21 protein-coding genes and 1 pseudogene are annotated in these 24,703 nt (G+C 57.0%); 21 read left to right on the top strand and 1 reads right to left on the bottom strand.

The window, feature by feature from the left end; all coding sequences use genetic code 11:
* The 16 genes and pseudogenes from Tam10B_RS03060 to Tam10B_RS02985 form a co-directional block, all read left to right on the top strand.
* Positions 1–535 (top strand): annotated as a pseudogene (locus tag Tam10B_RS03060) (IS256-like element ISBibr1 family transposase); the annotation flags it as partial.
* Positions 536–814: 279 nt separating this feature from the next.
* Positions 815–2,230: a polysaccharide biosynthesis tyrosine autokinase gene (locus Tam10B_RS03055; protein WP_093959793.1), complete on the top strand. Its 1,416-nt coding sequence runs from the start codon at positions 815–817 to the stop codon at positions 2,228–2,230.
* A 93-nt stretch (positions 2,231–2,323) separates the two neighbouring features.
* A complete protein-coding gene (locus tag Tam10B_RS03050) occupies positions 2,324–3,478 on the top strand; it encodes a glycosyltransferase (protein ID WP_233133553.1) in 1,155 nt (384 codons plus the stop codon).
* Positions 3,479–3,530: 52 nt separating this feature from the next.
* Positions 3,531–4,019, top strand: coding sequence for an acyltransferase (locus tag Tam10B_RS03045; RefSeq protein WP_093959792.1), 489 nt, complete (start codon positions 3,531–3,533; stop codon positions 4,017–4,019).
* Positions 4,016–5,233 carry a glycosyltransferase family 1 protein gene (locus Tam10B_RS03040; RefSeq protein ID WP_093959791.1) on the top strand — a complete coding sequence of 406 codons (1,218 nt, stop codon included), beginning with the start codon at positions 4,016–4,018 and terminating at the stop codon, positions 5,231–5,233. The genes Tam10B_RS03045 and Tam10B_RS03040 overlap by 4 nt, the downstream gene beginning before the upstream one ends.
* A 105-nt stretch (positions 5,234–5,338) precedes the next feature.
* Positions 5,339–6,466 carry a hypothetical protein gene (locus Tam10B_RS03035; RefSeq protein ID WP_093959790.1) on the top strand — a complete coding sequence of 376 codons (1,128 nt, stop codon included), beginning with the start codon at positions 5,339–5,341 and terminating at the stop codon, positions 6,464–6,466.
* Positions 6,463–7,578: a glycosyltransferase family 4 protein gene (locus tag Tam10B_RS03030; RefSeq protein ID WP_233133552.1), complete on the top strand. Its 1,116-nt coding sequence runs from the start codon at positions 6,463–6,465 to the stop codon at positions 7,576–7,578. Before Tam10B_RS03035 ends, Tam10B_RS03030 begins: the two co-directional genes overlap by 4 nt.
* 71 nt (positions 7,579–7,649) lie before the next feature.
* Positions 7,650–8,690 (top strand): glycosyltransferase, encoded by a 1,041-nt coding sequence (locus tag Tam10B_RS03025; RefSeq protein WP_198947512.1) that lies wholly within the window; start codon positions 7,650–7,652, stop codon positions 8,688–8,690.
* Positions 8,691–8,697: 7 nt separating this feature from the next.
* Positions 8,698–9,702 (top strand): glycosyltransferase family 2 protein, encoded by a 1,005-nt coding sequence (locus Tam10B_RS03020; RefSeq protein WP_093959789.1) that lies wholly within the window; start codon positions 8,698–8,700, stop codon positions 9,700–9,702.
* 11 nt (positions 9,703–9,713) lie between these two features.
* Positions 9,714–10,832 carry an acyltransferase family protein gene (locus tag Tam10B_RS03015; RefSeq protein WP_093959788.1) on the top strand — a complete coding sequence of 373 codons (1,119 nt, stop codon included), beginning with the start codon at positions 9,714–9,716 and terminating at the stop codon, positions 10,830–10,832.
* Positions 10,833–10,853: 21 nt separating this feature from the next.
* Positions 10,854–11,846 carry a DUF6625 family protein gene (locus Tam10B_RS03010; protein WP_093959787.1) on the top strand — a complete coding sequence of 331 codons (993 nt, stop codon included), beginning with the start codon at positions 10,854–10,856 and terminating at the stop codon, positions 11,844–11,846.
* 84 nt (positions 11,847–11,930) lie between these two features.
* Positions 11,931–13,115 carry a glycosyltransferase gene (locus Tam10B_RS03005; protein WP_093959786.1) on the top strand — a complete coding sequence of 395 codons (1,185 nt, stop codon included), beginning with the start codon at positions 11,931–11,933 and terminating at the stop codon, positions 13,113–13,115.
* A complete protein-coding gene (locus Tam10B_RS03000; protein WP_093959785.1) occupies positions 13,112–14,110 on the top strand; it encodes a glycosyltransferase family 2 protein in 999 nt (332 codons plus the stop codon). The genes Tam10B_RS03005 and Tam10B_RS03000 overlap by 4 nt, the downstream gene beginning before the upstream one ends.
* Before the next feature lie 26 nt (positions 14,111–14,136).
* Entirely contained in the window at positions 14,137–15,162 is a 1,026-nt protein-coding gene (locus Tam10B_RS02995) for a glycosyltransferase family 2 protein (protein WP_158214113.1), read from the top strand.
* Between the two features lie 13 nt (positions 15,163–15,175).
* Positions 15,176–16,153, top strand: coding sequence for a glycosyltransferase family 2 protein (locus Tam10B_RS02990; protein WP_158214112.1), 978 nt, complete (start codon positions 15,176–15,178; stop codon positions 16,151–16,153).
* A gap of 267 nt (positions 16,154–16,420) precedes the next feature.
* A complete protein-coding gene (locus Tam10B_RS02985; protein WP_093959782.1) occupies positions 16,421–17,434 on the top strand; it encodes an Abi family protein in 1,014 nt (337 codons plus the stop codon).
* Positions 17,435–17,509: 75 nt separating this feature from the next.
* Here Tam10B_RS02985 and Tam10B_RS02980 read toward each other — a convergent pair whose 3' ends face one another.
* A complete protein-coding gene (locus Tam10B_RS02980; RefSeq protein ID WP_093959781.1) occupies positions 17,510–18,478 on the bottom strand; it encodes a glycosyltransferase family 2 protein in 969 nt (322 codons plus the stop codon).
* Positions 18,479–18,759: 281 nt separating this feature from the next.
* Between Tam10B_RS02980 and Tam10B_RS02975 the strand changes: the two genes are divergently transcribed.
* From Tam10B_RS02975 to Tam10B_RS02955, 5 genes are all read left to right on the top strand, one after another.
* Positions 18,760–19,638, top strand: a complete 879-nt coding sequence (locus tag Tam10B_RS02975) for a glycosyltransferase family 4 protein (protein ID WP_093959780.1) — start codon at positions 18,760–18,762, stop codon at positions 19,636–19,638.
* 48 nt (positions 19,639–19,686) lie between these two features.
* A complete protein-coding gene (locus Tam10B_RS02970) occupies positions 19,687–21,252 on the top strand; it encodes a lipopolysaccharide biosynthesis protein (protein ID WP_093959801.1) in 1,566 nt (521 codons plus the stop codon).
* A 79-nt stretch (positions 21,253–21,331) separates the two neighbouring features.
* Positions 21,332–22,513: a glycosyltransferase family 4 protein gene (locus Tam10B_RS02965; protein ID WP_093959779.1), complete on the top strand. Its 1,182-nt coding sequence runs from the start codon at positions 21,332–21,334 to the stop codon at positions 22,511–22,513.
* A gap of 53 nt (positions 22,514–22,566) precedes the next feature.
* Positions 22,567–23,625 carry a polysaccharide pyruvyl transferase family protein gene (locus Tam10B_RS02960; protein ID WP_093959778.1) on the top strand — a complete coding sequence of 353 codons (1,059 nt, stop codon included), beginning with the start codon at positions 22,567–22,569 and terminating at the stop codon, positions 23,623–23,625.
* A gap of 462 nt (positions 23,626–24,087) precedes the next feature.
* Complete coding sequence (locus Tam10B_RS02955; RefSeq protein ID WP_093959777.1) at positions 24,088–24,615, top strand: hypothetical protein; 528 nt, start codon at positions 24,088–24,090, stop codon at positions 24,613–24,615.
* The last annotated feature ends 88 nt before the right edge of the window (positions 24,616–24,703 follow it).

The following is a 24,703-nucleotide window of genomic DNA, read 5'->3' as shown; positions in this document are numbered from 1 at the left end:
GGTGCATGACGCCGAGCAGGCGGCCAAATGGGGCGAGGCGCTCAACGCATGGCACCTGCGTTGGAGGGACTTCATCGACGAACGCACCCTCGCGAAGGACGATCCCGACAACCCGAAGGCCTCCAAACAGGAGTGGTGGTGGACGCATCAGGAGGTCCGCCGCTGCTACCGGCGGTTGGAGAAGCTGTTCCGCGAGGGCAAACTGTTCGCGTTCCTCGAGCCATCGCTGACCGCCGCAGGCCCCGTGGCGCGCACCACGAACCGTCTCGAGGGCGGCGTCAACTCGCCGCTCAAGCACGTGCTCCTCGACCACCACGGACTGCCCGAGGAGCACATGAGACGCGCCTGCGAATGGGTGTGCTACATGAAAAGCGGTTCCCCGGATCCCAAATCGCTGATCAGGCCCGAACACTGGAAACCCCTGCGCCGGGCGGCACGACCGGATGACAGCGGCGACGACGGATCTCCGCAATACGGCACAGGCGTCGACTGGAACGAGTTCCACACCCACACCGAATGGAACCAAACCGACTAGAAACCGAAGGCTAAAGCAACACTTTTGTTCCTATAGGCCCGTAACACAGCGTTCTCGTCTCATTTGGATCAGGTCGCTGCGCTTCCCCTTGAGGGGAAGCTGTCAGTCAAAGACTGACTGATGAGGTGGTCGTGGAATACCCTCGTATGTAAAGAGTTCACGTACACCCCCATATTTGGTAACTGCTAAGAGTATCCTGTGGAAAGGTGCAATCGACGGATGCGGTTGCGGACTAATGAACTGAACTGTTTGCTTTCCTTAAGTAGGTGAAGAGAGAACATGACTGTATCGGACCTGCTCCGTGCGTTGAAGCGGCACTGGCTGCTGGAGATCATCCTTTTCGTCGTCGTGGTCGGGGGTATGGCCGGCTATACGTTCACGGTCACGCCGATGTACACCACCCAAGCGCAGCTGATGGCCAAGAATTCCGATGGTGCGATGACCACGGGTGCTGCGAGTGGTACCGCGTCCCCGCTGACCGGCTATGCTCAGCTGGTGCAGTCGGATGCCGTGCTCGAACCGGTGGTCGACAATCTTGGTCTTCACACCACGGTCACGAACCTGCGTAACAACGTTTCGGCATATGTCTCCGATGGTTCGGCATTCGTCAATATGACCGTGACCTACACCGATCCGAACGATTCCGTGGCGATCCTGAACGAGCTGGTCAAGCAGCTCAACAAGCAGATCACCAGTGATGGTTCGAGCGGCATCCAGCTGTCCATCATTCAGAAGCCGGTGGTGCCGTCGGCTCCATCGTCTCCGAATGTCAAGGGCAATATGGTTATCGGAGTGGTCGCTGCATTGATCGTGGCGGCTGCCGGTGCGGTTATCCGCGAAATGTCCGATAACAGTGTGCGGACAAAGGCCGACATTCAGGCCATCATCACCGCTCCGATCCTGTCTTCCGTTCCGAAGAGCCCGACTCTTGCCGGTCGTACCCCGGCGGTGATCGTCAAGCCGCGTGGTCATGCCGCCGAGGAATTCCGCCGACTGGCCACCAACTTGTCGTTTGTGCGTGACAATAGGGGAACACGTAGCAACGTTCTCGTCGTGACGTCTGCCATGCCGGGAGAGGGCAAGACCACGATTTCCGTGAATCTTGCCGCTGCCTTCGCGGAGAAGGGCGAAAGCGTACTGCTGATTGATGCCGATGTTCGTCACCCGTCCGTGGCCAAGGGACTCGGCATCAGCAATGGTGTGGGTCTGATCCAGATGCTCACCAATCAGGTGGATGCCCAGACCGCCGTACAGAAGTACTGGAAGCCGGAACTTCAGGTGCTGCCGGTCGAGGATAACGAGGCCGCCGCCAGCGTGATCCTGAGTTCCTCCGTTATGGAGAACATGATTGATCAGGCCGCAAAGCATTATGATCACGTGATTATCGATACCGCCCCTATTCAGGTGTCGAACGACGCATCGCTGTTCGCCCGCAATGGCGCAACGCTGTTGCTGGTGGTGTCCCAGACCGTGGGAAGCAAGAAGGTGCTTCGCGACGTTGCCCGTGAGCTCAAGGTGTCCCGTGCCAAGATCTCCGGTGTCGCATTCAACCGTGTGGCCCATGAGCACAGCCGCAAGGGCAATTACTACTACTACTACGAGGAATCCGAAAAGCAAGCAAAGTCCGGAACGAAGGATGTCAAGGCCAAGTCCGATGGCAAACGTTCGGCCCGAACCACGTCCAGCAACAAGTAAATCAGGTCTTCAATTAGACCACTGATAGCGAAAGCATGGGGAGGAAGGTGTCTAGGTGGTGATGAAGGACGCCTTCCTCCCATGCAGGGTGGAATGATGAAGCAAAAGCTGATGTTTATCGTCGAGACGGTTGGTGGCGGCGTACGTACCCATGTGCTGCAGCTGATCAACGGTCTCGATCCGGAACAGTATGACATCACGCTGGTGTATGGAGAGCGTTACGATCACGTATTTGAACAGCAGAAGGATGAGCTGGCCAGGAAAGCTCGACTGATTCTGGTTCCGAGTATGCAGCGGTCCATCGGGTTGAAGACCACCACCGCGGCAATCAGGGAGCTTCGCGCGATCATCCACAATGTTCAGCCGGATATCGTGCATTGCCACAGTTCGATCGCCGGTTTCGTCGGTCGTATCGCAGCGCATCAGGAGCGCGTCCCAAAGGTCTTCTATACGCCGCACGCCTACGCGTTCGACGCCCCCGAGTTCTCCACGCTCAAGCGTGACGCATTCATTCTGATGGAACGCTGGGCCAGCCGTCACGCCACTACGCGCACGTTCAACGTGAGCCGCGGCGAGTATCGCAACGCGTTGAAGCATCATATCGATCGTCCCGACAAGTTCCGTGTGATCTACAACGGTCTGCCGGACATCGATATGCCATCACGTCTTGAGGCGCGTGAACGACTGGGACTGCGTGGCGTGATTCCGGACGACGCCCCCGTCGTGGGTTGCTGTGCGTGGCTGAACGATCGCAAGGATCCGATGACGTTCATGCGGATCGCCAAGCGGACGCTTGCTGCCAACCCAAACGTGCACTTCGTGTACATCGGCGAAGGCGAGCCGGACTTTGTGGCCGAGGTGAAGCGGTACATCGCCGAAAACGGCATGGAGAAGAACATCCATCTGTTCGGCTACCGCAGCGACGCCGACATACTGGTCCCCGCGTTCGACGTGTATCTGCTGTCATCGCTGTATGAGGGCATGCCGTATTCGCTGGTCGAGGCTCTGCGCGCCGGCGTACCGATCGTCGCCACGCGCACGACGGGCAACGACGAGGTGGTGATTCCCCACGTGAACGGCGAACTGTTCGGCGTGCAGAAGCCGGATGAGGGCGCCAAGATGCTGAAGAAGGTGCTGGATCTGCGCCCTGAAACCGGCGCACTCACCCAGCATGTGAAGCAGACCTATTACGACCGATTTACCGAACAGCAGATGCTGGACAGCATCACCAAGGAATACCGCGCCTGACGGAGAGGGCGGCGTGAAATAGCCAGATGAGAACGAGACGAGAGGAACGGCAGTGATCCTGATCAAAGCCTGGTACCGATTCACCGGACTGATACTGAAGTGGTTCTACCGCGTGGTGTTCGGCGGCGGATTCCGCTACGGCAAGCGGTTCCACATGCGTCGCGCGTTCCAGCTGACCGTGGAGAACGGCGCCAAGGTGACGCTCGGCGACGACGTGTTCTTCAACGACTTCTGCGCGCTGCACGCCCGCAAGGCGATCAGCATCGGCGATGGCACGATCTTCGGCGAGAACGTGCGCATCTACGACCACAATCATCGTTTCGCCGACCCGACCCTGCCGATCAAGGATCAGGGATACACGGAGGCTCCGGTGACGATCGGTGAACATTGCTGGATCGGCTCCAACGTGACGATCCTCAAGGGTGTGACCATCGGCGACAACGTGGTGATCGGCGCCGGCTGCGTGGTGGCGCAGGACGTGCCGAGCAACGTGATCGTGCGACAGGACGTGAAGCTGAGCATGGAGGAGATCAGGCGATGAGCGCTACGGAAACCAATAAGCCCGTGAAGGTGCTGGTCCTCGACACCGTGATGGATCGCGGCGGCGCCGAGACTATGACCATGAACTATCTGCGTCATATGGACCGCAGCAAGGTGCAGTACGACTTCCTCGTCAACCGCGACTATCACGCCGCTTACGAGGACGAGATCGCCAAGCTCGGCGGCAAGGTGTACCGCATGTGTCCGCTGTACCCGCAGGACTTCGCCAAGTACAAGCGTCAGTTCCGCGCGTTTCTCAAGAAGCACCCTGAATACCGGATCATCCACTCGAACCTTGAGGAGCGCAGCTACTTCGCGCTGCGTATCGCCAAGGAGATGGGCATTCCGGTGCGTATCGCCCACGCGCACAACCGTCCGGTCGGCTTCGACCTCAAGTCCATCGTGCGCGAATACTTCCGCTTCCGTCTGCCCCCGTACGTGACGCACATGTTCGCGTGCGGCCAGGAGGCCGGCGACTGGCTGTTTGGCGTGAAGAATCGCAAGCGCGTGATCCAGCAGCGCAACGCCGTGGACACCGCTCAGTACCGTTACGATTCGAAGACTGCCGCCGAGGTGCGTGCCGAGTTCAACGTGCCCGAGGACTGCTTCGTGCTCGGCCACGTGGGGCGTTTCTTCCCGCAGAAGAACCACATGCAGCTCATCGACATCTTCGCCGCTGTGCACCGCCAGCGCCCGAACAGCCAGCTGTGGCTGGTCGGTGGCGGTGAGCTCGACGACAGTCTCAAGAACCAGGTGAAGGCCAAGGTCCATGAGCTCGGCCTCGACAACAGCGTGGTGTTCACCGGCGTGCGTACCGACGTGAACCGCCTGATGCAGGGCATGGACTCGTTTATTCTGCCGTCCCTGTACGAGGGCTTCCCGATGACCATGATCGAGGCCCAGTCAGCCGGACTGCCGTGCACCATCTCAGACAAGGTGCCCAGCCAGTGCGACGTGACCGGCAACGTGCAGATCGTGGCGCTCGACGCCAGCCCTGATGACTGGGCGAAGAGCGTGCTCGCACAGCACGACAAAGCCGTGGAATCAGGAGCTGCCGGCGAAGCCCGTACCAAGGGCGCCGACGCGGTGACTGAGGCCGGTTACGACATCGTGGCCAACGCGCAGTGGCTGCAGGAGTTCTACCTCAACGCGCTCGCCAAGGGCGAGGCGATCGAACGCGCCCGCGCGGCGAAGAAGTCCAAGGGAGGTCGCTGAATGGCGAGGAGGGGCGCACACAGTCATTCCGCCCAGACGGATGAAACTCAGGGAATCCAACTGAGCGACAAAGAGCGTGCAGACGCTGAAGATCAGCTTGCCCAGATGGACTTCCATAACAAGAACGTACTGCTGGGCATGATCTTCCCCGTGATGATCGTGGCCAAGCTCATGGTCGTGTTCTTGCTGCCGGATAAGTACTTCTTCGATAACAATCGAATTCTGAACATGATGAACGGCACGGCTGGCGATACGGCTTGGGCGGGTTCGTATCAGGTCGCCGCCGATCTGTTCGCCAAAATCAACGTTCTGGAATTCCGCACCATGATCCAATGGACGATCTTCATGGGATTGATCTTCTCCATTCTGGTCTTTGCCATGGTGATTCGGGCCGGTGCCCCGGACCTCCTGCAGACGTTGTTCATTCTGGCAACAGTCGGCCTTTTGAACATTTACGTGTTCAACATCGGCAAGGACATCATTCAGTTCGCGTTCTTTTTCGCCGTATACGTGATCCTTACGCTGCCGGTCAAGAATTCGGTGGTGAAGGTTCTCGGCAGTGCGGCCGTGCTGTATTACGAGAGCACGTTCTTCCGCGAATACTATATTCTGATCGCCGCGCTTATCCTAGTCGTGTATGCGATTCTTCTGTTCTTCCGCTCTCGGGAACAGCTGGGCATCGGATCGGTCGGCTGGATCATTCTGCTGTTGTTCGCTTCGATCTATGCGATGATGATCGTATCCCGTGCGATCATGCCTGACGAATACACACAGATCATTCAGCTTCGTGCCGGTTATGATGACGCCTTCGGCGAGAACAACGGCGGCAATATGAACACCGCCATCCATAATTGGATCCCGGGCGAAAGCCTGCCAATCTTCATGATCAACTACGTGCTCAATCTGTTGCGTATGCTGCTGCCGTTTGAACTGGTGATCCGAGGAGCCTCCTATCTGCCGTTCTTCGTATTCCAGATCATGGTGACTGCGTACATGCTGAATCTGATCCGCAAAATCAATCAGGTGCACGATGCCTCACTGTTCATCGCCATCTGCGTATTCATCGGATACGTTCTGGCATCGGCATTGTTCGAGCCGGATTTCGGTTCCTGGACCCGTCATGAATCGGCCACATTCCCGGTATTGCTGCTGCTTATTCTGAATCCTCTGCAACGGATCCCCCTGACCAAGGAGGAACGCATGATCAAGGGCATGTTGGAAGGCCAAGCGTGAACGAAACAACGACAACGCACAACATCGCATTCTTCTCCGGTGACATCACCCGCTCCGGCGGTACGGAGAACGTGTCCGTGATGATCGCAAACGAGCTGGTGAAGGATCCTGATTACCGGATCTCATTCATCAGCCTGTTCGAGGCGGCAGACAAGCCGTTCTTTGACATCGACGAACGCATCGACCGCTATACCGTGTATCCGACCGTAACGCACGGCATCCAGCACTACTTCGACACGTGCAAGCGCCTGCGTGGCATCGTGACCGAACAGCATATCGACATCCTCATCGACATCGATGGCGTGCTCGACATGTACTCGCTGCCGCTCAGGAAGCGCACCGGCGTGAAAGTCATCTCTTGGGAGCACTTCAACTATCTGCAGAACCCGGATGTGCCGTACCGCAAGCTCACCCGCCGCTGGGCCGCGCGCAAGGCCGACGCCATCGTCACGCTCACCGAGGCCGACAAACACCTCTACGAGGAGAACGTGGACCCGGACTGTCCGGTCATCGCCATCGCCAACCCGATGCGGAACCCCGATCCCGAGCCGGTCTACGATCAGACCTCCACGACCATCATCAGTTCCGGCCGACTGACCTACCAGAAGGGCTTCGACCTGCTTGTGCAGGCGGCCGCCGACGTGCTGCCCAAGCACCCCGACTGGACGTGGCTGATCCTCGGCGAGGGTGAGGACCGTCCCAAGCTTGAGGAGCAGATCAAGGCCGCCGGACTCCAGGACCAGCTGATCCTCAAGGGCCGCGTGGAGAACATGGACGAGTACTACCGCAAAGCCGCCATGTTCGTGCTGAGCTCCCGCTTCGAAGGACTGCCCATGGTGCTGCTGGAGGCCAAGGCCTACCATCTGCCCATCGTCAGCTTCGACTGCCTGACCGGTCCCGCCGAGATCGTCAACGATTCCATGAACGGCTATCTGGTGCCCGACGGCGACATTCCAGCGCTCGCCGAACGCGTGAACGAGCTCGTCGATAATGCCGGCCTGCGCCGCGATATGAGTGAGAACACCGTGCTGTACACCGGCAAGTTCGATCTTGCGAACATCGTGGACATGTGGAAACAGCTGCTGACATCGCTCTGCCGGGAATCGGCGTGAATCCCACCCGAGTCCCATCCACAAGCCCAATCGTCGTGGCGTGCATGTCGGAGAAGGAGAATGATTCATCCATGTCGTTGAACAGTGAACCCAAGGTGTCCATAATCGTTCCCGTATATAACGTGAGCGATTATCTGAACCCGTGCGTGAGCAGCATCGTCGGGCAGACGTACGACAATCTGCAGATCATTCTCGTCGACGACGGCTCCACGGATGGGTCCGCGGCCATCTGCGACGAATGGGCCGCGAAGGACTCGCGCGTCGAGGTCGTCCATCAGAGCAACGCCGGCGTATCCGCCGCACGAAACGCGGGGCTGGAGAAGGCAGCCGGCGAGTACGTGCTGTTCGTCGACGGCGACGACACGTTGGATGCCAATGCGGTGAGCACCGTCGTCTCATGCGCTCGCACAGGGGATTACCAGATCGTGTTCTTCTCCAATACGGTCGATCAGTCGGAACATGGAGAGCTCAAATCGCAGCGACGCAATCACATGACGCCGTTCGGCGTGACGTCTAACGAGGAGTTCCGACGGAAGTACGCGGAACTGAGTAGGAACGAATACGTGTGTCCGCCGTGGAACAAACTGTTTTCGGCTGATCTGATTCGTCAGGTCGGTGCCACGTTCCCTGAAGATGTGCGGTATGGCGAGGATCTGGTGTTCGACATGCCGTTATATGTGGCCGCCGAACGTGTGGCGCTGGTCGACGTGCCCCTCTACCACTACATCGCCCGTGACGGCAGCGCACAGTCCACGTTCAATCCGAAGTGGTTCGCCAGCCGCAGGCGCGCCTACGAGCTGCTGCGTCCCGTGGCCCAGCGCTGGGACGAATCCGTACGCAACGAGTGCGACAACCAGACTGTTCTGGAGGTGGACCGCGTGATCAACGCGCTGTACGGACCGCAGCGGGTGGTTCGTGGCAGGCGGCGCCGGGACTACGTACGGATGGTTGCCAACGATTCGGTGATGCGTGATTGCGTCAGCGAGATCAAACCAGTCGATAAGCGGCGTGCGATCGTCAGTCAACTGATTCGATGGCGCAGTGCATGGCTGCTGCGTCTCTACGGATGGGCCGTGGCCACGGTCAAGTCGATACGACCGGCAAAGGGGTGATTCGATTATGGTTCAGGAACAGACGAATCCGCTGATCAGCGTTGTCGTACCGGTATATAAGGTCGAGGATTATCTGGACGACTGCCTGCGCAGCATTGTGGCGCAGACCTATCGCAATCTGGAGATCATCGTCGTGGACGATGGGTCGCCCGACGGCTGTCCGGCGATCTGCGACGCGTGGGCGAAGAAGGATTCCCGTATCCGGGTCATCCATAAGCCGAACGGCGGTCTGTCGTCGGCTCGCAATGCCGGACTGGATGTCATTCAGGGCGATGTCGTCGGCTTTGTGGACAGTGATGACGAGATCGAACCGGACATGTACGAGCGCATGCTGAAGACCATGCGCGAATCCAACGCCGATGTGGTGATGTGCGGCACCCGCACCATGAGCGAGGACGGCGCACTTGCCGAGTACGATATGGCGAATGCCATGCCCGCCCGGGACTTCACCGCACAGGAGGCCGTGGAAGGATTCCTCTACCATCGTGACGGCATGACCGGCGGTATCTGGTGCCGCATCTACGATGCCCGCTTCTTCCGCAAGGAAGGCGACGGAGGTATGGGACTGCGTTTCCCCGACGGTCTGAACTCCGAGGACTACTACATGGTGTCGCGCATCTATCCGGCCATGCACAAACTGGCGTTCCGTCCGGATCCGCTGTATCTGTACCGTCAGCGTGAGAACTCCATCAGCCACGCGAAGATCAACAAGCACAGCTTCGACAAGATCACCATCGCCGAACTGTGCACCAAATACCTGTACCAACAGGGCTACACGGATCGCCACGCGCTGAGCTACTTCGTCATGCAGGGATACTACGACGTCCTCTACTCGATCATCGGATTGGACCCGGACCCCGCACAGGTGAAGCGCTGCATCAACGGGCTGCGAAACAGTGCCCGTACGGTATATGCGGATCCCACGGTCTCGCGCTCGCGCAAGATCAGGCTGTGGGCGTTCGCACACTTCCCGAAGCTGTACTGGCGGCTGAGCAGCGCGCGGGGTAAGTAGGAGAAGTCATTATGGCAGCGAAACGAATCGCATGGGTCGACTATGCCAAGGGAATCGCCATCATCGGCGTATTTCTGATGCATAGCGCCCTGCCGGTGACGATGTCGTCGTATATCGGGTCCTTCGACATGATGCTGTTCTTCGCGCTGTCGGGGTATGTGTTCTCCACGCGGCGATTCCCCACGTTCCGACAGTTCGTGTGGAACCGTGTACGCACGTTGGTCATCCCCGGCGTGGTGCTTGCCGTCATTCCGTTCATCATCACCGAGCTGATGGGATTGGGAACGGGAGAATTCCAGAGCTATCCCAAGTATGCGCTGGGGTTCCTGGTGAATCTGCGCTCGCATTATGGTTTCGGCGAGCTGCCATGGTTTCTGTCCTGCCTGTTTCTTATGGAGATAGGCGCCTATGTGCTGGTGACCGTGGCGAGACGGATCGACCACATCGAGGCGGTGTATGCCGTAGTGGCTGGTGTGACGCTCATCGTGGGGTATGCATACAGCGCGCTGATCCACAAGGCGCTGCCGTGGAGCGGAGACATCGCGCTCGCGTTGTTCCCCTTCTTCATTCTGGGCATGATCTTCCGTCGGTTTGATACCGAACTGCAGGATAAGCTGCTGCAGCCTGTAACAATGCTGCCGGCTCTGGCGGTACTGGGCGTATGTGGGTGGTTGAACGGTGCCTCGGAAGGCGTTATCAACCCCTATCTGAACCGATACGGCAACTTCCTCTACTATGTTCTGGCCGCGGTGGCGGGCATCTGGCTGGTGCTGGCGCTGTGCCATTGGATAGAAAGCCGGCAACATCGGGGCGGTGCCGTCGCAGGAGCCGCCGATGTGATTCTCCGGTATTGGGGACGCAACACTCTGGTGTTCTACTGCATCAACGACGCCATCTATCCGCGGCTGATTCCCTGGCTGCTGGGACTGTTGGGATTCGATGTTGGCTCGGCCGGCACCGGAACACAGATCGTGTGCGGCCTGCTCGCCCTGGTGATCAATCTGCTGGTGTGCACTCCCGTGGCGGAACTGATCAACCGATGCTGCCCGCAGCTTCTCGGACACGGGAAATCCACGGCGCATTCCGTTCAGGGGAAGCACAGCCGCCGTAATCGTCATAGGCAATCGTAAATCGTAGGAGAGAGGACCATCATGGAACAGCAACGACTCTGCGCATTCATCCTGCCGTACTACGGCAAGCTGCCGAACTATTTTCAGGTGTTTCTGAACTCCTGCGGCGCTAATCCTGAGTATGACTGGCTGGTGTTCACCGACGACCATACGGAGTTCGACTACCCAAGCAACGTGCACGTGCACTATGAGACCTTCGCCGACATGCAGAAGCGGGTGTCGAACCGATTCGACTTCCCCGTGGCGCTCAAGGCTCCGTACAAGATGTGCGATCTGCGACCCATGTACGGCTACATCCTCGAGGAGTATCTCAAGGACTACCGGTTCTGGGGATACTGCGACTGCGATCTGATCTTCGGTAAGCTCAGCCATTTCATCACCGAACAGATGCTGAACGACTACGACAAGATCTTCGTCGTCGGCCATCTCTCCATGATGCGCAACACCGAGGAAAACAACAAGCGGTTCATGCTCGACCTCGACGGCAAGCCGTTGTACCGGACCGTGTTGCAGTCCGAGCGGGCATTCACCTTCGACGAAAGCTATCTGCCTACGAACATCAACCGCATCTTCACCAGTCATGGATTCCCGATCTTCACGCAGGACCTTTCCGGCAACACGTATGCGAAGTCCTCGATCTTCCAGCTCACGCACTTCGATTCCACGCTGGGCGTGTTCATGACCGAGCAGCCGCTGCGCGCCGTGTATACGTGGGATGACGGCGTACTGAAGCGCAGCTATCTGCGACTGGGGGAGTTCGCCACCAGGGAGCTCATGTACATGCACTTCCAGCGTCGCCACATGGACGTTCGCATCGATCCCGCGAACACGACGACGTTCAAGATCCTGCCTGGATCGTTCGAGCCGCTGGAGGTCGATGAGATCACCCGCCAGAACTTCCGCTCGATCCGTTGGAAGCGTCCCGAGGAGCAGATCAAGCACAGGATGTCCATCATCAAGGGCGATGCCAAGTTCTGGCGTAAGAAGATCATCGCCAAGCTGCTGCATCGCTAATCCCTCACGCCGACCCGTCAAACCGTGGAATCCGCAGCGAAACCACGAGAACACCAACAGACACAGACAAAGGACTGAGATTCGATGAATACGTACGACGGTGGTTCGCCGGACGAGCCTATCCGGATTGCGCACTGGGGGCTGCTCGCTGGTCGTGGCGGCGTCGAGGTGCTGGTCATGGGCTTGTATTCCCACATGGACAGGAGCAAGATCCAGTTCGATTTTCTGGCCGAGCACGACGCGCCGCGCATGGCGTTCGAGGATGATATCGAACGTATGGGCGGTCGCGTGTTCCGCATCATGTACTCCCGTCACGATTCACCGACCAAGGCTGGCACATGCGTGAAGGATTTCCTGAACGATCATCCGGAGATCCGAGGTATCCATGTTCACACGAACTTCCCGTACATCGAGCCGATCAAGCAGGCAGCGCAGGTCGGGCTTCCGCTGCGTATCCTGCACTCCCATAACGCCGGCGTGCAGAACGACGATCAGGGCAATGCGCTGCACAAGCTGATCCGCAAGGTGCGCGATACGCAGATCCGCCACGACATCGGCCGGTATCCCACGCACTACTTCGCCTGTTCGTCGCTGGCTGCCGAATACATGTTCCCGGGCAAGCCCTATACGTGGATCCACAACGGCATCGAGACCGATCGATTCGCGTACTCGCAGCAGGTTCGTGATCGTGTGCGTGCCGAACTGGGACTGGACGACGACGTCACTGCGATCGGATTCTGCGGCCGTCTCCGCCCGCAGAAGAACCCGGTGTTTCTCATCGACGTGTTCCAGCGGTATCTGGCATTGAACCCGAAGTCGGTGCTGCTGATCATCGGAGACGGTGAACTCCGATCGGAAGTTGAACAGCGGATCGCCCAGTATGGCATCGCCGATCACGTGCGGTTCCTCGGTGGCGAGCGCAGCGACGTCAACGAGCTGTATCAGGCCATGGATGCGTTCGTGCTGCCATCCATCTTCGAGGGATTCGGCATCGTGTATCTGGAGGCGCAGTGCGCCGGACTGCCATGCCTTGCCTCCGCAGACGTGGTGCCTAGGGAAGTGAAGGTCACCGATCTACTCGACTTCGTGTCGTTGCGGCAGGATCCCGACCACTGGGCGCATGCGCTTGACGATCGTATTCGTTCGACGGGGGAGCGCCGTGATCGTTCCACCGAACTGCGTGACGCCGGTTTTGATCTGGCTGGTGTGGCCGGTGAGCTTCAGCGGTTCTATCTTGATCACGTCGGGGGAGAGGACGGCACGCGATGACGGACAATGTGCAACCCAAGGTGAGCATCATCGTTCCCGTGTACAAGGCGGAGCGGTTTCTCGGCGACTGTCTGAACAGTCTTACTGGGCAGAGTCACCGTAATCTCCAGATCATTCTGGTCGATGATGCCTCGCCGGATTCCTGTCCGCAGCTGTGCGACGAATGGGCGCGCAAGGATGACCGTGTGCTTGCCGTGCACCTGACCAAGGGCGCCGGCGCCTCGGGGGCGCGCAATGCCGGTCTCGAACGCGCCGACGGTGATTACGTGATGTTCGTGGACAGTGATGATCTGCTGGACGCCGACGCCGTGGAGTTCTCCGTGGATATGGCCGTTCGCTGTCATTGTGATCTGGTGATCTTCGGCAAGCGGTACATCGACGAGAACGGCCAGCAGCTTCGTGACAGCGTCATCGAGAACGACATCGAGATCGCCGCAGGATCGTCAGACTACTATTCACAGTTGTCTGTTCTGTTGCGTGAGGACTATCTCAATCCGCCGTGGGGCAAGTTGTTCAGCCGTAAGCTGGTCGAAGGCCTCCGCTTCGAGACCGACATGGTCTATGAAGAGGATCTGCTCTTCGTGCTGGCGGCGTTGGAACGGCAGCCGAACGTATATACCTCCAAGCGACCGCTGTACGGCTACCGTCACATGGATTCCGGCATGGCGACGGTGTTCAAGCGGGAGAAATCATTGAATGTGGTGAAGGCGAACCATGCCAAGCTCGACTTCTTCGAGCGACATCTCGACGATCCCCATGTGCGCGAGAACCTATCGTTCAACATGGCGAACGACATCGGATGGGTGATTCCGATGATCCAGCGGGCAACGGGTATCTCCGCCGCGCTCAAGGCGCAGTATGTGATGGAGATGACCGGCGACGCCCGCCTCCGTCCGATGGTGACATCGGCGCTCGGCCACGCATGGATGACCAGAGTCCAGAAGCTGCTGATCGCCCTGAACCAGGCCTGGCTGTGGAGGGCATATTTGAAATGACGAACACGACGAGGGAGAAGGAAGACATGACCGATCAGCCGCTTGTTACGGTGGTCGTGCCGGTATACAACGCGGAAGCCCATCTGGAACAGTGCGTGAACAGCATAACGGGGCAGACCTATCGGAACATCGAACTGGTGCTGGTCGATGACGGCTCCTCCGACGGCAGTCCGGCGTTTTGCGATCATCTGGTTCTGACGCAGAGGAACGCCCAGGTGATCCATCAGAGCAATCAGGGTGTGGCTGCAGCCCGCAACGCGGGATTGCAGTCGTCGCACGGCGACTACGTGATGTTCGTTGACAGCGACGACTGGTTGGAATATGACGCCATCTCCACCGCCGTGGAACAGAGTGAACATGATCGGCTGGATCTGTATGTTATGGGATATCGGCGCGTACTGGAGCATGGTGAGGGCACCGCCCCAGAACTGATCGAAGTGACCGGAGACGATGCTCTTCACACGATCGACGACGTCCGCTCCGAGCGGTGTCAGAACGAACTGTGCTCGCTGGACGCCGCAGGATTCCTCTACTCCTGCTGGGGCAAGCTGTTCCGCCGTGAATGGGTCGGTGACGTCCGCTTCCGCGAGGGGGACTCCTATGGCGAGGACTCCATTTTCGTGATGGACTGTCTGGAACATGGCGGCCGCGTGCTGGTTGGTTCGGCGCCGTTCTATGACTATCGTGAGCAGGCCACGGGTCTGGTTCGCGGATTCCGGGCGAGCAAGCCGGACGATATCGCCGTGCTGCACGAACGACTGCTCTCGTTCTACGATCGTTCGGTGCTAAATGCCGGCAATCTGGCGTTCCAGCAGCGGCGTTGTGCGGAGGACGTGCTGTGGGCCATGGATACGGCGTTCGGCGCGAAGCCCGATGTCACGGTGGGGCAACGGCTGGAATTCCTGACTCGTCTGTCGAACGTGCCATCTCGAGGATTCTGTCTGAAAGGTGCGAAGAAGGCTGCGTCATCCCGGGAGCTCAAGGTGTTGTTCCTGTTGAACAGCAAGGTGTTGTGGAAGGCATATCTGGAACGGAGGCTGCGCAATGCGTAATGAAAATCGCCCCATGGTATCGGATGCTCAGCCACTGGTCAGCGTCGTCGTGCCGGTATACAAAGTGGAAAAGCAGCTGGATCGGTGTGTGGCCAGTCTCATCGACCAGAGCTACCGGAATCTGGAGATCATTCTGGTCGATGATGGTTCTCCGGACACATGCCCCCAGAAATGCGATGAGTGGGCGGCGAAGGACTCCCGCATTTCGGTGATCCATCAACGCAACGGAGGACTTTCGGCCGCTCGCAACACTGGAATCGACGCTATGACCGGTGAGTATGTGGCGTTCGTGGACAGCGACGACTATGTGGAACCGGACTACATTCGATTGATGCTCGAGGCCGCCCAAGCCAATAATGCCGAGGTCGCCATCTGCTCGATTCATCAGGAGGATGACCAGACTGTTGCATCTCCGGATAATCACACCATCACCGATCACGTGACCACGCTGAGCGGCCGAGCGTGTCTCGCCCGTCTGGGCGGCGACACCGTCGCCGACTATGTGACGGCATGGAACAAGCTGTATGCCGCACGACTGTGGAAGACCATTCGGTTCCCGGTCGGCAAGCTGCACGAGGACGAATTCACCACGTATCGGATTCTTGCCGAATGCGCGACCGTCGTGCTGGTTCCTGATTCGCTGTACCACTATGTGCAGAATGCGGGAAGCATCATGCACACGGAATATTCGATTCGCAACTTGGATCGCATCGAGGCATGGGCGCAGAGACTGCGCTTCTACCGGAAGCGCGGGTATACGGAGCTGTACGCAGTGACCTTCAATCTGATCACTTGGGATATGCCGCATGCGGTCAAGTCCCTGGATTGGAACGATCCGGTCATCAAGCGCCGTCTTCAGGAGATCTTTTCCCAGATCAAACCGTTCTCACCGGTGGTGATGGCGCATATGAACGGTATCAAGCCGATGCTTGCCTATCTGCTGATCTGTCTCTGCCCGTTCCGGTTCTGCCAGTTGCGATACGGGCGCTGACCATATAAACCAGCAGATAGCATCGACCGATGGCTAGTGTCGTTCGTACACGTTCCTATGCGTACCGAGAGACAATGGCCTTTTGCAATACAAGAACACGGAGTCTCCTATATGTAGTGCATTTGTGCATCATTGCACACTGAATAATATGGAGTGTTCTATGCCATTTGCAATGGGCTGTATTATCGCTATAATCGGTGATGTTAAAAGCCACCACTGCCTCTCGTCGAAGCACACTAGGGTGGCATTTTTCGTATCGGAGGAACGATGAACGGGAAAGATGCTCCGCAACTTCGCCCCTACCCGCAGCATCCGCCCAAGTCTTTGGATGCTTTATCAGCCAAACTCATCGGCAATGGATTGGCTGGAGTGAATCAGGAACTACTCGAGTGCCGAATCGGGCAGGTCGGCTATTTCCGTCTGAAGGGTTACTGGTATCCGTTCCTCACCTCGGTATCGGAAGAATCGGCAAAGCGTTCGTTGCCCTTTCGCCAAGGTACGCAGTTTCAGGATATCTGGGATAGATACCTGTTTGATCAGGAACTACGAATGCTGGTGTTCGATGGCATCGTCACCATCGAGATATACCTCAAGAGCTTCCTTGCTCATGAACTATCGGTATTCGGTGGTGAATTCGGATATATGACGCGAGAAGGGCTTCCGGGCCTGAGCTATGACGCCCATCTGGCCTGTCTCTCATCGTTGCGTTCGTCATTCACAAAATCGAATCTCCCATACCTCAGACATTTTCGGAATACTTATAGTGATCCACTGCCGCCATATTGGATGATCGTCGGATGTCTAAGCTACGGAACCCTCAAGGAGAACTTCTATCAGGGCGCCCCCGATCATATCAAGAGGAAGTTGGCTACTCAGCTGCACATTTTCAATCCCAATCCGAATCCGGATGTGCGAGGTGATGCCAAGATCCTCTCCAACTGGCTGGAAACCATCAGGCAAGCCCGAAACATGACTGCGCATCACGATCGTTTCTGGAACGAATCCAGCATTCGCATAGCGCCAAAACTCCCGAAGCATCGCAGTGGATCCCACGCGAAGGGTTGGTGGGGTAATGATTGGGATATTTTCCGAAAATCCTCGGGCCCTGCCGCATTCCTTACCATGGAGAACTACCTGCTGTCCCAAATTGACGGGCCGGCATGGAGGAAGAAATTCATTTCCCTGATGAGTAAATACCCTCAGATTCCGAAGTCCGATATGGGATTCCCCGATGGTTGGGAGATGTCGCCGTTATGGTGCGTTGATGACCCGTCTCATTGATGGGAGAGGGAAAACGGTGTCTTTTCAAAGGATGCGGGTAGATTCTATGAACTATCCGCATCCATGTCGCACAGGCTATTTGCCGCGTTCGTGCAGACTCCAATAGGTGAACGGGCACAGTCGGGTGCCAATGTAGTTGATGCCGCTCTTCAGGGGAAGCTTGCTGAGAATGGAAAACGGAATGGCACGATAGGATGCGAAAAGCTCGCGGAATCGTGGTTTGTTCTCTGGAGCGTTCCACGGCAGTGCGCGTGACCAGATGATGTGCTTGTTGAGATCGATGAACTCCCGTTCGATCAGATCACGGTCCACGTCGTGCTTGGTGAAGAATGCCAGACGGTCGATCTTGGCGTCCAGACGGTCAAGACGCTTCAGCGAATAGTCGGCATGCATGATTGACGGACGGGCATCAATGTAATGGTAGGGTTTACGATGCAGCACCGCAACGGATTCGCAGGCGAAGTACACGTGATGCAGCACGAACTCGTCCTCGTGGATTTTGCCGTCCGGGAACCGCAGGGTGTTCCAGATACGCTTCGCATACAGCTTGCCCCAGAGCACGGCGCCGATGGTGCGGTACAGGAAGCGCAGCGTCTCACGTCCGGTGAACAGGCGGTCCTCCGGCATATCGTCGAACGTCCATTCCTCGTCCGTGCGCTTCGGACGACCCTCGTCATCCTCGCATACCGCGGAACACATGACCAGATCAGCCCCGGTGTGTTCCTGCGCCTTCAGCAGGCATTCAAGATAATCGTTGTCGACGAAGTCGTCGCTGTCGACGAACACGAGAAAATCGCCCTTGGCCTCGGCGATGCCGCGATTGCGTGCCGTGGACACACCCGCATGGCTCTGATGGACGACCCGGATACGGGAATCCCGTTGCGCCCACTGATCACACAGGGCCGGGCTGCCGTCCGGCGACTCATCGTCCACGAGAATGACCTCCCAATACTCATAGGTCTGCTCGAGGATGCTCTTTACGCAGCGATCCAGAACCTCTTCCACCTTATATACGGGAACGACGATGCTGATCAGCGGATTCATAGGGCCCTTCTCTGTCGTATTACTGCTGTCATGTTAGCAGGAGACGCGAATATGGATGGCCCCTATTGTGATACAGATATGTGCCCCCGTCATGCGTATTGATACAATGGGGCACCGTTGATCCGGTTATCTTGGAGAGGCTGGGCCCTTTCGTTCGTTGGACATCCTGGCACATCCATGTATTGATGGGTGGATGACGAAAAGCGCATGTTCGCTGCTGCGTGGGCAACGAAACCCCCGTATGGAGGGGGTATTGGTCTGAGGACAGGAGCATATACGATATGAAAAAGATCTGTCTTGTGGCGCCGGGATTGCTTCCGGTTCCAGCCACTCAGGGCGGCGCCATCGAAACATTGATGACCTCGCTGATCGAGGAAAATGAGAAGCATCACCTGATCGATCTGACGGTGGTCGCTCCGCACGATGATAGGTCCAGAACTCAGGCCGATGCGTTTCGCCATACCAGATTCATCATGATTCCATCTGCTTCGCCGTTGATTAAGGCAAAGCACCGGTTGATGAATGCCATCGTCCGTAGGGTTTCCACCTCGACAAGGCGGTCGCCGAGTGCTTTTTATGATCAGGTGCTGCACGCGATCCGGCATGAGGATTTTGTGGTCATGTACTGCGGCCGTATCATGCGGGAAAAAGGCATTTTGGAGCTGTTGCAGGCGATTGAAATGATCAATGATCCTCATGTCAAACTGATGATCATCGGAAGTTCGAATTTCGGCCCCTCGGAGCGCACCCCGTACGTGGACAAGGTCACTGCATTGGCGGACCGGCTCGGGGAACGTGTTGCCTATACCGGCTATGTCCCCAATGATCGTCTGTATCGATACTCCAAGATCGCCGATATGCAAGTGGTACCCTCCGTTTGGGAGGAAGCTGCCGGCCTTGTCGGGGTAGAGGCCATGGCCGCAGGATTTCCTCTGGTGGTCACATGTTCCGGTGGCATTCAGGAGTATGTATCCTCCGACTGTGCGATCACCGTGGACCGGGATGATCACCTTATCTCCGGCTTGGACCAGGCGATTACTGATCTGCTGAATGATCCCGATAAAAGGGCCTCCCTGTCGGATGCCGGAGCTCAGAGGGCGCCGCTGTTCGATACCAAGTCCATGTACCACCGGTTCGTCGAAGCCTGCGAGCGGCAGTAGCCGACGGATCGCTGCACAAGAAGTATGAGAGTAAAGAAGAACGGAATCATGAATAGTAAACGTCAGCTTGTCGTCAACATGACGGCGAGCCTCACCCAATTCATTATCAACATCGGCATCGGCTTCGGCCTGTCCCCATTCGTGGTGGGCAAGCTCGGAGCGGAGGCCTACGGATATGTGGGCCTCGCGAACAATGTCATCAGCTATGCCTCGCTGCTGACGATCGCCCTTGATTCGGTGGCGGGTCGGTTCATCACGGTCGCTTACCATCAGGGCGACAAGGAGAAGGCGGATCGGTATTTCTCGTCGACATTTATGGCTGACTGCGTGATAGCCATCGTCGTGGCGATCATCGCCATACCGGTCACGCTTGATCTTGAGCATCTCATCAATATTTCTCCGCATCTGGTCGCCGACGTCAAGATGCTGTTCGCCTTCCTGTTCCTGCAGTTCATCATCACCAGCTTATGCACCGTGTTCACGGTGGCGACCTTCATCACTAACAAGTTGTATCTGTCCAGTCTGGCGAACATGGCCTTCTCCATTCTGCGTGTGGTCATCATGGTCGTATGTTTCAGCACTCTGCCCGCGCTGGTGATGTATGTTGGCCTGGCCGCTCTCGTCGGGTCTCTTGCGGTCGTTGCCCTGAACATCCACTACACCAGAACGCTGACGCCCGAGCTTCGTTTCGTGCGATCCGCGGTCTCCTGGACCACGGTGAGGGAGATGCTGTCGGCCGGCATCTGGAACGTGGTCATCAAACTGCAGCAGGTTATCTCTTTCGGGTTGAAACTGTTGGTGGCGAATCTGATGGTCAGTCCGTACAAAATGGGTATGATGTCCATCGCCCAGACCATACCGAGCATGATTTCTGGGTTGATGGGCACTATCTCCGGTCTGTTCTACCCTGATCAGACCAAGTACTTTGCGCAGGGCAAGATCGACATGCTTGTTCGCGACATGAAGTCCGGCATGAGGATGTGTGGATTCTTCACGGTGGTCATCACTGTCGTGTGCTGTGTGGTCGGCCGTGAGTTCTTCTTCCTCTGGCAGCCTGGGCAGGACTCGGATATGTTGTACCTGATCATGTTCATATCCATGTGCGGCTTCCTGGTCTCAGGCGCCGCCACCACGCTGCAGAACATCCCCCTGATCGTGAACAAGCTGAAACTGTATTCGATCGCTTGGTTGCTGTTCAGCCTGACATCGTTGCCGTTGACCTGGGTGCTGCTCAAGACCACGCCTCTGGATATCTACGCCGTGGCCATCGTTCCCACAGCGCTTGAGATGCTGGCGAACGTGACCTTCGTTCCCATCTATGCGGCCATCATTCTTGGCATTGCCAAGCGGACGTTCTACTCCGTGTACGTCCAATATGTGGCTTCTGCGTTGCTGTCGTTTGCCGTTTGCGATGGTCTGAAGCTTGCGCTTCATATTCCGGCGGGAACGTGGGTTACGTTCTTCGCCTCTTGCGCCCTGTATTCCATCGTCGCCAGTGTGATTACCATCGCCGTCCTATTGGGGAAGCGGGAACGTAGCGTTCTGTTGAAAATCGTTCTACGTAAATTGCATCTCGAGGGGCGCATGGGAGGACGTCGTTCAAGGAAGCATTGACATCGATGTCTTTTGAGAAAATCGTCTTTTGGTATTGATACTGTGTCAATCGCCGGGTTGCTTCTGAAGAGGGGAAAACGTGAAAAAAGTATGCCTGATCGCGCCGGGGCTGTTGCCGGTACCGGCTTCCAAGGGAGGGGCGATCGAGACGCTGCTGACTTCTCTCATCAGAGAGAATGAACGTCAACGGTTATTGGATCTGAGCGTGGTGACCACCTTCGACGATAAGGCACAGGAGATGGCCGCTGATATTCAGCATACGCGATTTATCGAGATCCCAGCGGATACGGCACTGCAAAAGATGATATTCAGGATCAGACATGCCATCGCCCGCCGTATGCACGGGGAGCACGACATTCTTCCCAGTCCTTACTATGTCAAAGTACTTCGGGCATTGAAGGGACGATCCTTTGACGAGGTGATACTGGAAGGTGGTCCGGCGAGCGCTCCGAGGCTGTTTGCTCGGCGCTTTCCTAGCGGCCTGTGGTACCACATGCACTATGTGCCGGAATGGGATTTCGACAGCACCGGCTATACGAAGATACTCGCGGTCAGTGATTTCGCCGCCGACGCATGGCGAAGGCATTGCCGAAATCACGAGGCGCAGATCGAGACCGTGCATAACGGTATTGATGACAAACGGTTTTCTCAAGGTTTTTCGGATCAGGAGCGCAATGAGGCTCGCCGGGAATTGGGATTTTCCCCAGAGGACGTAGTGGTTCTTTACTGTGGCAGGATCATTCCAGTGAAAGGGGTCCTGCAGTTGCTCAAGGCAGTGGAACGAATTGATGATCCCCATGTGAAGCTGTTGATCATCGGCAGTCCGAATTTCGGCACGGAAGAACGTACCGAGTATCTGGATGAGGTCGAGCGTAGCGTTCAGGCGCTTGCTGATAGGGTGAAATTTACCGGCTTTGTGCAGAACTCGCAGTTATGGCGATATGCCAAGCTCGCCGATATGCAGGCGGTGCCGTCGTTGTGGGAGGATGCGGCGCCCACCGTGTGTATGGAGGCCATGGCTATGGGGCTGCCCCTGATCGTCACCCGTTCCGGTGGCATTCAGGAATATACGTCGCCGGAATGCGCATTGACGGTGCCGAAGGATGATCATGTGGAGGACGGGCTGAGGCAGGCCATCATCGCTTTGCGTGATGATCCCAGGCGTCGTCGCTGCATGTCCCAAGCGGGATTGAAGAGAGCACGGGATTTCACTGTCGCATCCATGTACGCGCATTTTGTTGAGGCTTGTGAACGGTCATAGTCTTGCCGACATCGAACCATCAGTGAGCAACGATCAACGAAAAAGGATATTGAGTGGAACCGATCAAGGTATTCCGTAGAATGCGTCTCCTCTTCGGCGAGGCCGAGAGTCTGGTTCGGTCTACCCGTTTGGTGGACGACCCGATTGCCCTTCTTGACACCTCAATGTACAGCGAAAACTGCGGCGATTACGTGATCATGCACTATGCGAATCTGCAGTTGTCGAGGATTCTGCCGAAATCGGCGAATATCATGCATATCCCCACTCACGGTTGGGATGAGAGCGTAGAGCACGCCAGGCGAGACGTGCGTAAGATCGCATGCGGAACGAATCTGCTTCCATGGGACTATGAGAAAGATCACGCCTTGGCCACGCCCCGGACGCATCTGGGTAATTACGCCCACTCGGTATGTCTTCTGGCTGTAGGTATGCGGGAGGTGCAGGGACAGATGCGGGACTTTACCCCGTACACGGCTCGCTTTCTCCGCTTCCTGTTTGATCCCAATTGTCTGCATTCGGTGAGGGACGAACATACCAAGCAGCGGTTGCATGCCATCGGTGTGGATAATGTACTGAACACCGCGTGCGTGACCATGTGGAACCTGACTGAGGAATTCTGTGACAGCATTTCCCGGAATAGGCATGACGAGGTCATCACCACCATCACTGAGTACGCTCAGGATCCCGAGCAGGACAAGTACATGCTCGAGACACTGCTGCGGCATTATGACCGAGTCCACCTGTGGATCCAGAGCGTGGATGACAAGCCATATCTCGAAAGTCTGCATATTGACGATGCCCGACTGCATCTCATCGATCATTCATTCGAAGCATTCGATTCGTTTGTCAAGGAACACCATGAGTCGGTCGATTACTTCGGTACCCGTCTCCATGCTGGCATTCACTGCCTGAATCACGGTATCCGTGCCATGATCGTCAGCGTCGATAATCGCGCCGCGGATATTGCCCGTGATACCAGCCTGCCGGTCATGCCTCGCAATGGTCTGCAGGAGCTTATGGAGACCTGGATCGACCATTCGGATCCCGTCCGCATCACGTTGCCGGCTGACGCCATTCGACAGTGGAAAGAGCAGTTCCTCTCGCTGGCGTGATGTTGCAACAGTCCGATTGGATTGTTTGTAGGCGTGACGCCGCTGATCTAATCCAAAGGAGAATCAAACATCAGCGGCGTCTCTGGATAGGGGCGCAGTGAGAGCACCTGTATCTGACATTTGATAAATGTGTATGCTGATGTCAATCGTATAAAACGTTTGACGTTGAGACACACGTCTCCGTTATCGTGGGTAGTAAGCAGTGCGGAGAGAAGACACTTGTCTATGGCCTTTTATGTCACTGAATCTTCGGCGGATTCCAAGAACGGTCTTGAACGGTCTTTGTTGTCGTGAACGGAGATTGTAGTCGGCGAAACATTATGCGTTTGTGCCCGCCAATCTTATCGCGCGACCGCAGCCATGCTGTATACGGACGGCACATTGCCTGTGTATGAGGACAAGCCAGAACCTCTGGGATACCAGTATCTTCCGCTTGGTCGGATGGGTATGGGCCGAAGGAGCATGCCCTACGTGGATTACTGGGGGCACAAGGGGCCGCTCATCTTCTTCGTCAATCTCATCGGCGCGCTGATCGTCAACCGGCTGAAGTTTTATTCAATCGCGTGGTTGCTGTTCAGCCTGACATCACTGCCTTTGACATGGCTGCTGCTTGAGGTTACACCTCTGGATATCTACGCCGTGGCGATTGTGCCGACGGCGCTGGAGATACTGGCCAATGTGACCTTTGTACCGATCTATGCGTCGATCATTCTTGGCATTGCCAAGCGAACGTTCTATCCGGTGTATGTCCAGTACGTGGCGTCGGCGCTGCTGTCGTTCGGTGCCTGCGAGGGATTGAAGGTCCTGTTCGGCATTCAGGCGGGGACGTGGGTCTCGTTCTTCGCATCCTGCGTCCTGTATTCCGTCATCGCCAGCGTCATCACCATCGTTACGTTGCTGGGCAAGCGTGAACGCAGCACATTGCTGGGCATCGTCCTTCGCAAGCTTCATCTTGAACGGCGTATGGGAGGACGTCATTCAGGGAGCTGATCCTAGTGCTGGTCCTTCCTCTCGTGGAGGGGTTATATCGGGGTTATTTATGAACGGGGGTAGCTGAACCGGCTGTTGACGGTAGGTG

It is taken from the genome of Bifidobacterium vansinderenii, from assembly GCF_002234915.1.
Classification (GTDB): domain Bacteria; phylum Actinomycetota; class Actinomycetes; order Actinomycetales; family Bifidobacteriaceae; genus Galliscardovia; species Galliscardovia vansinderenii.
The sequence above is the reverse complement of the archived record's forward strand: the minus strand, read 5'-3'. Positions and strand labels throughout refer to the sequence as shown.

What these genes read in the sequence shown, in the direction of transcription:
- Tam10B_RS02980 (WP_093959781.1), bottom strand. Translation starts at nt 18,478, where the DNA reads ATGAATCCGCTGATCAGCATCGTCGTTCCCGTATATAAGGTGGAAGAG.
- Tam10B_RS03000 (WP_093959785.1), top strand. Translation starts at nt 13,112, where the DNA reads ATGACGGACAATGTGCAACCCAAGGTGAGCATCATCGTTCCCGTGTAC.
- Tam10B_RS03020 (WP_093959789.1), top strand. Translation starts at nt 8,698, where the DNA reads ATGGTTCAGGAACAGACGAATCCGCTGATCAGCGTTGTCGTACCGGTA.
- Tam10B_RS03015 (WP_093959788.1), top strand. Translation starts at nt 9,714, where the DNA reads ATGGCAGCGAAACGAATCGCATGGGTCGACTATGCCAAGGGAATCGCC.
- Tam10B_RS03035 (WP_093959790.1), top strand. Translation starts at nt 5,339, where the DNA reads ATGGACTTCCATAACAAGAACGTACTGCTGGGCATGATCTTCCCCGTG.
- Tam10B_RS02985 (WP_093959782.1), top strand. Translation starts at nt 16,421, where the DNA reads ATGAACGGGAAAGATGCTCCGCAACTTCGCCCCTACCCGCAGCATCCG.
- Tam10B_RS03025 (WP_198947512.1), top strand. Translation starts at nt 7,650, where the DNA reads ATGTCGTTGAACAGTGAACCCAAGGTGTCCATAATCGTTCCCGTATAT.
- Tam10B_RS03040 (WP_093959791.1), top strand. Translation starts at nt 4,016, where the DNA reads ATGAGCGCTACGGAAACCAATAAGCCCGTGAAGGTGCTGGTCCTCGAC.
- Tam10B_RS02975 (WP_093959780.1), top strand. Translation starts at nt 18,760, where the DNA reads ATGAAAAAGATCTGTCTTGTGGCGCCGGGATTGCTTCCGGTTCCAGCC.
- Tam10B_RS02970 (WP_093959801.1), top strand. Translation starts at nt 19,687, where the DNA reads ATGAATAGTAAACGTCAGCTTGTCGTCAACATGACGGCGAGCCTCACC.
- Tam10B_RS03055 (WP_093959793.1), top strand. Translation starts at nt 815, where the DNA reads ATGACTGTATCGGACCTGCTCCGTGCGTTGAAGCGGCACTGGCTGCTG.
- Tam10B_RS03005 (WP_093959786.1), top strand. Translation starts at nt 11,931, where the DNA reads ATGAATACGTACGACGGTGGTTCGCCGGACGAGCCTATCCGGATTGCG.
- Tam10B_RS03050 (WP_233133553.1), top strand. Translation starts at nt 2,324, where the DNA reads ATGATGAAGCAAAAGCTGATGTTTATCGTCGAGACGGTTGGTGGCGGC.
- Tam10B_RS02995 (WP_158214113.1), top strand. Translation starts at nt 14,137, where the DNA reads ATGACCGATCAGCCGCTTGTTACGGTGGTCGTGCCGGTATACAACGCG.
- Tam10B_RS03010 (WP_093959787.1), top strand. Translation starts at nt 10,854, where the DNA reads ATGGAACAGCAACGACTCTGCGCATTCATCCTGCCGTACTACGGCAAG.
- Tam10B_RS02955 (WP_093959777.1), top strand. Translation starts at nt 24,088, where the DNA reads ATGCCCTACGTGGATTACTGGGGGCACAAGGGGCCGCTCATCTTCTTC.
- Tam10B_RS02990 (WP_158214112.1), top strand. Translation starts at nt 15,176, where the DNA reads ATGGTATCGGATGCTCAGCCACTGGTCAGCGTCGTCGTGCCGGTATAC.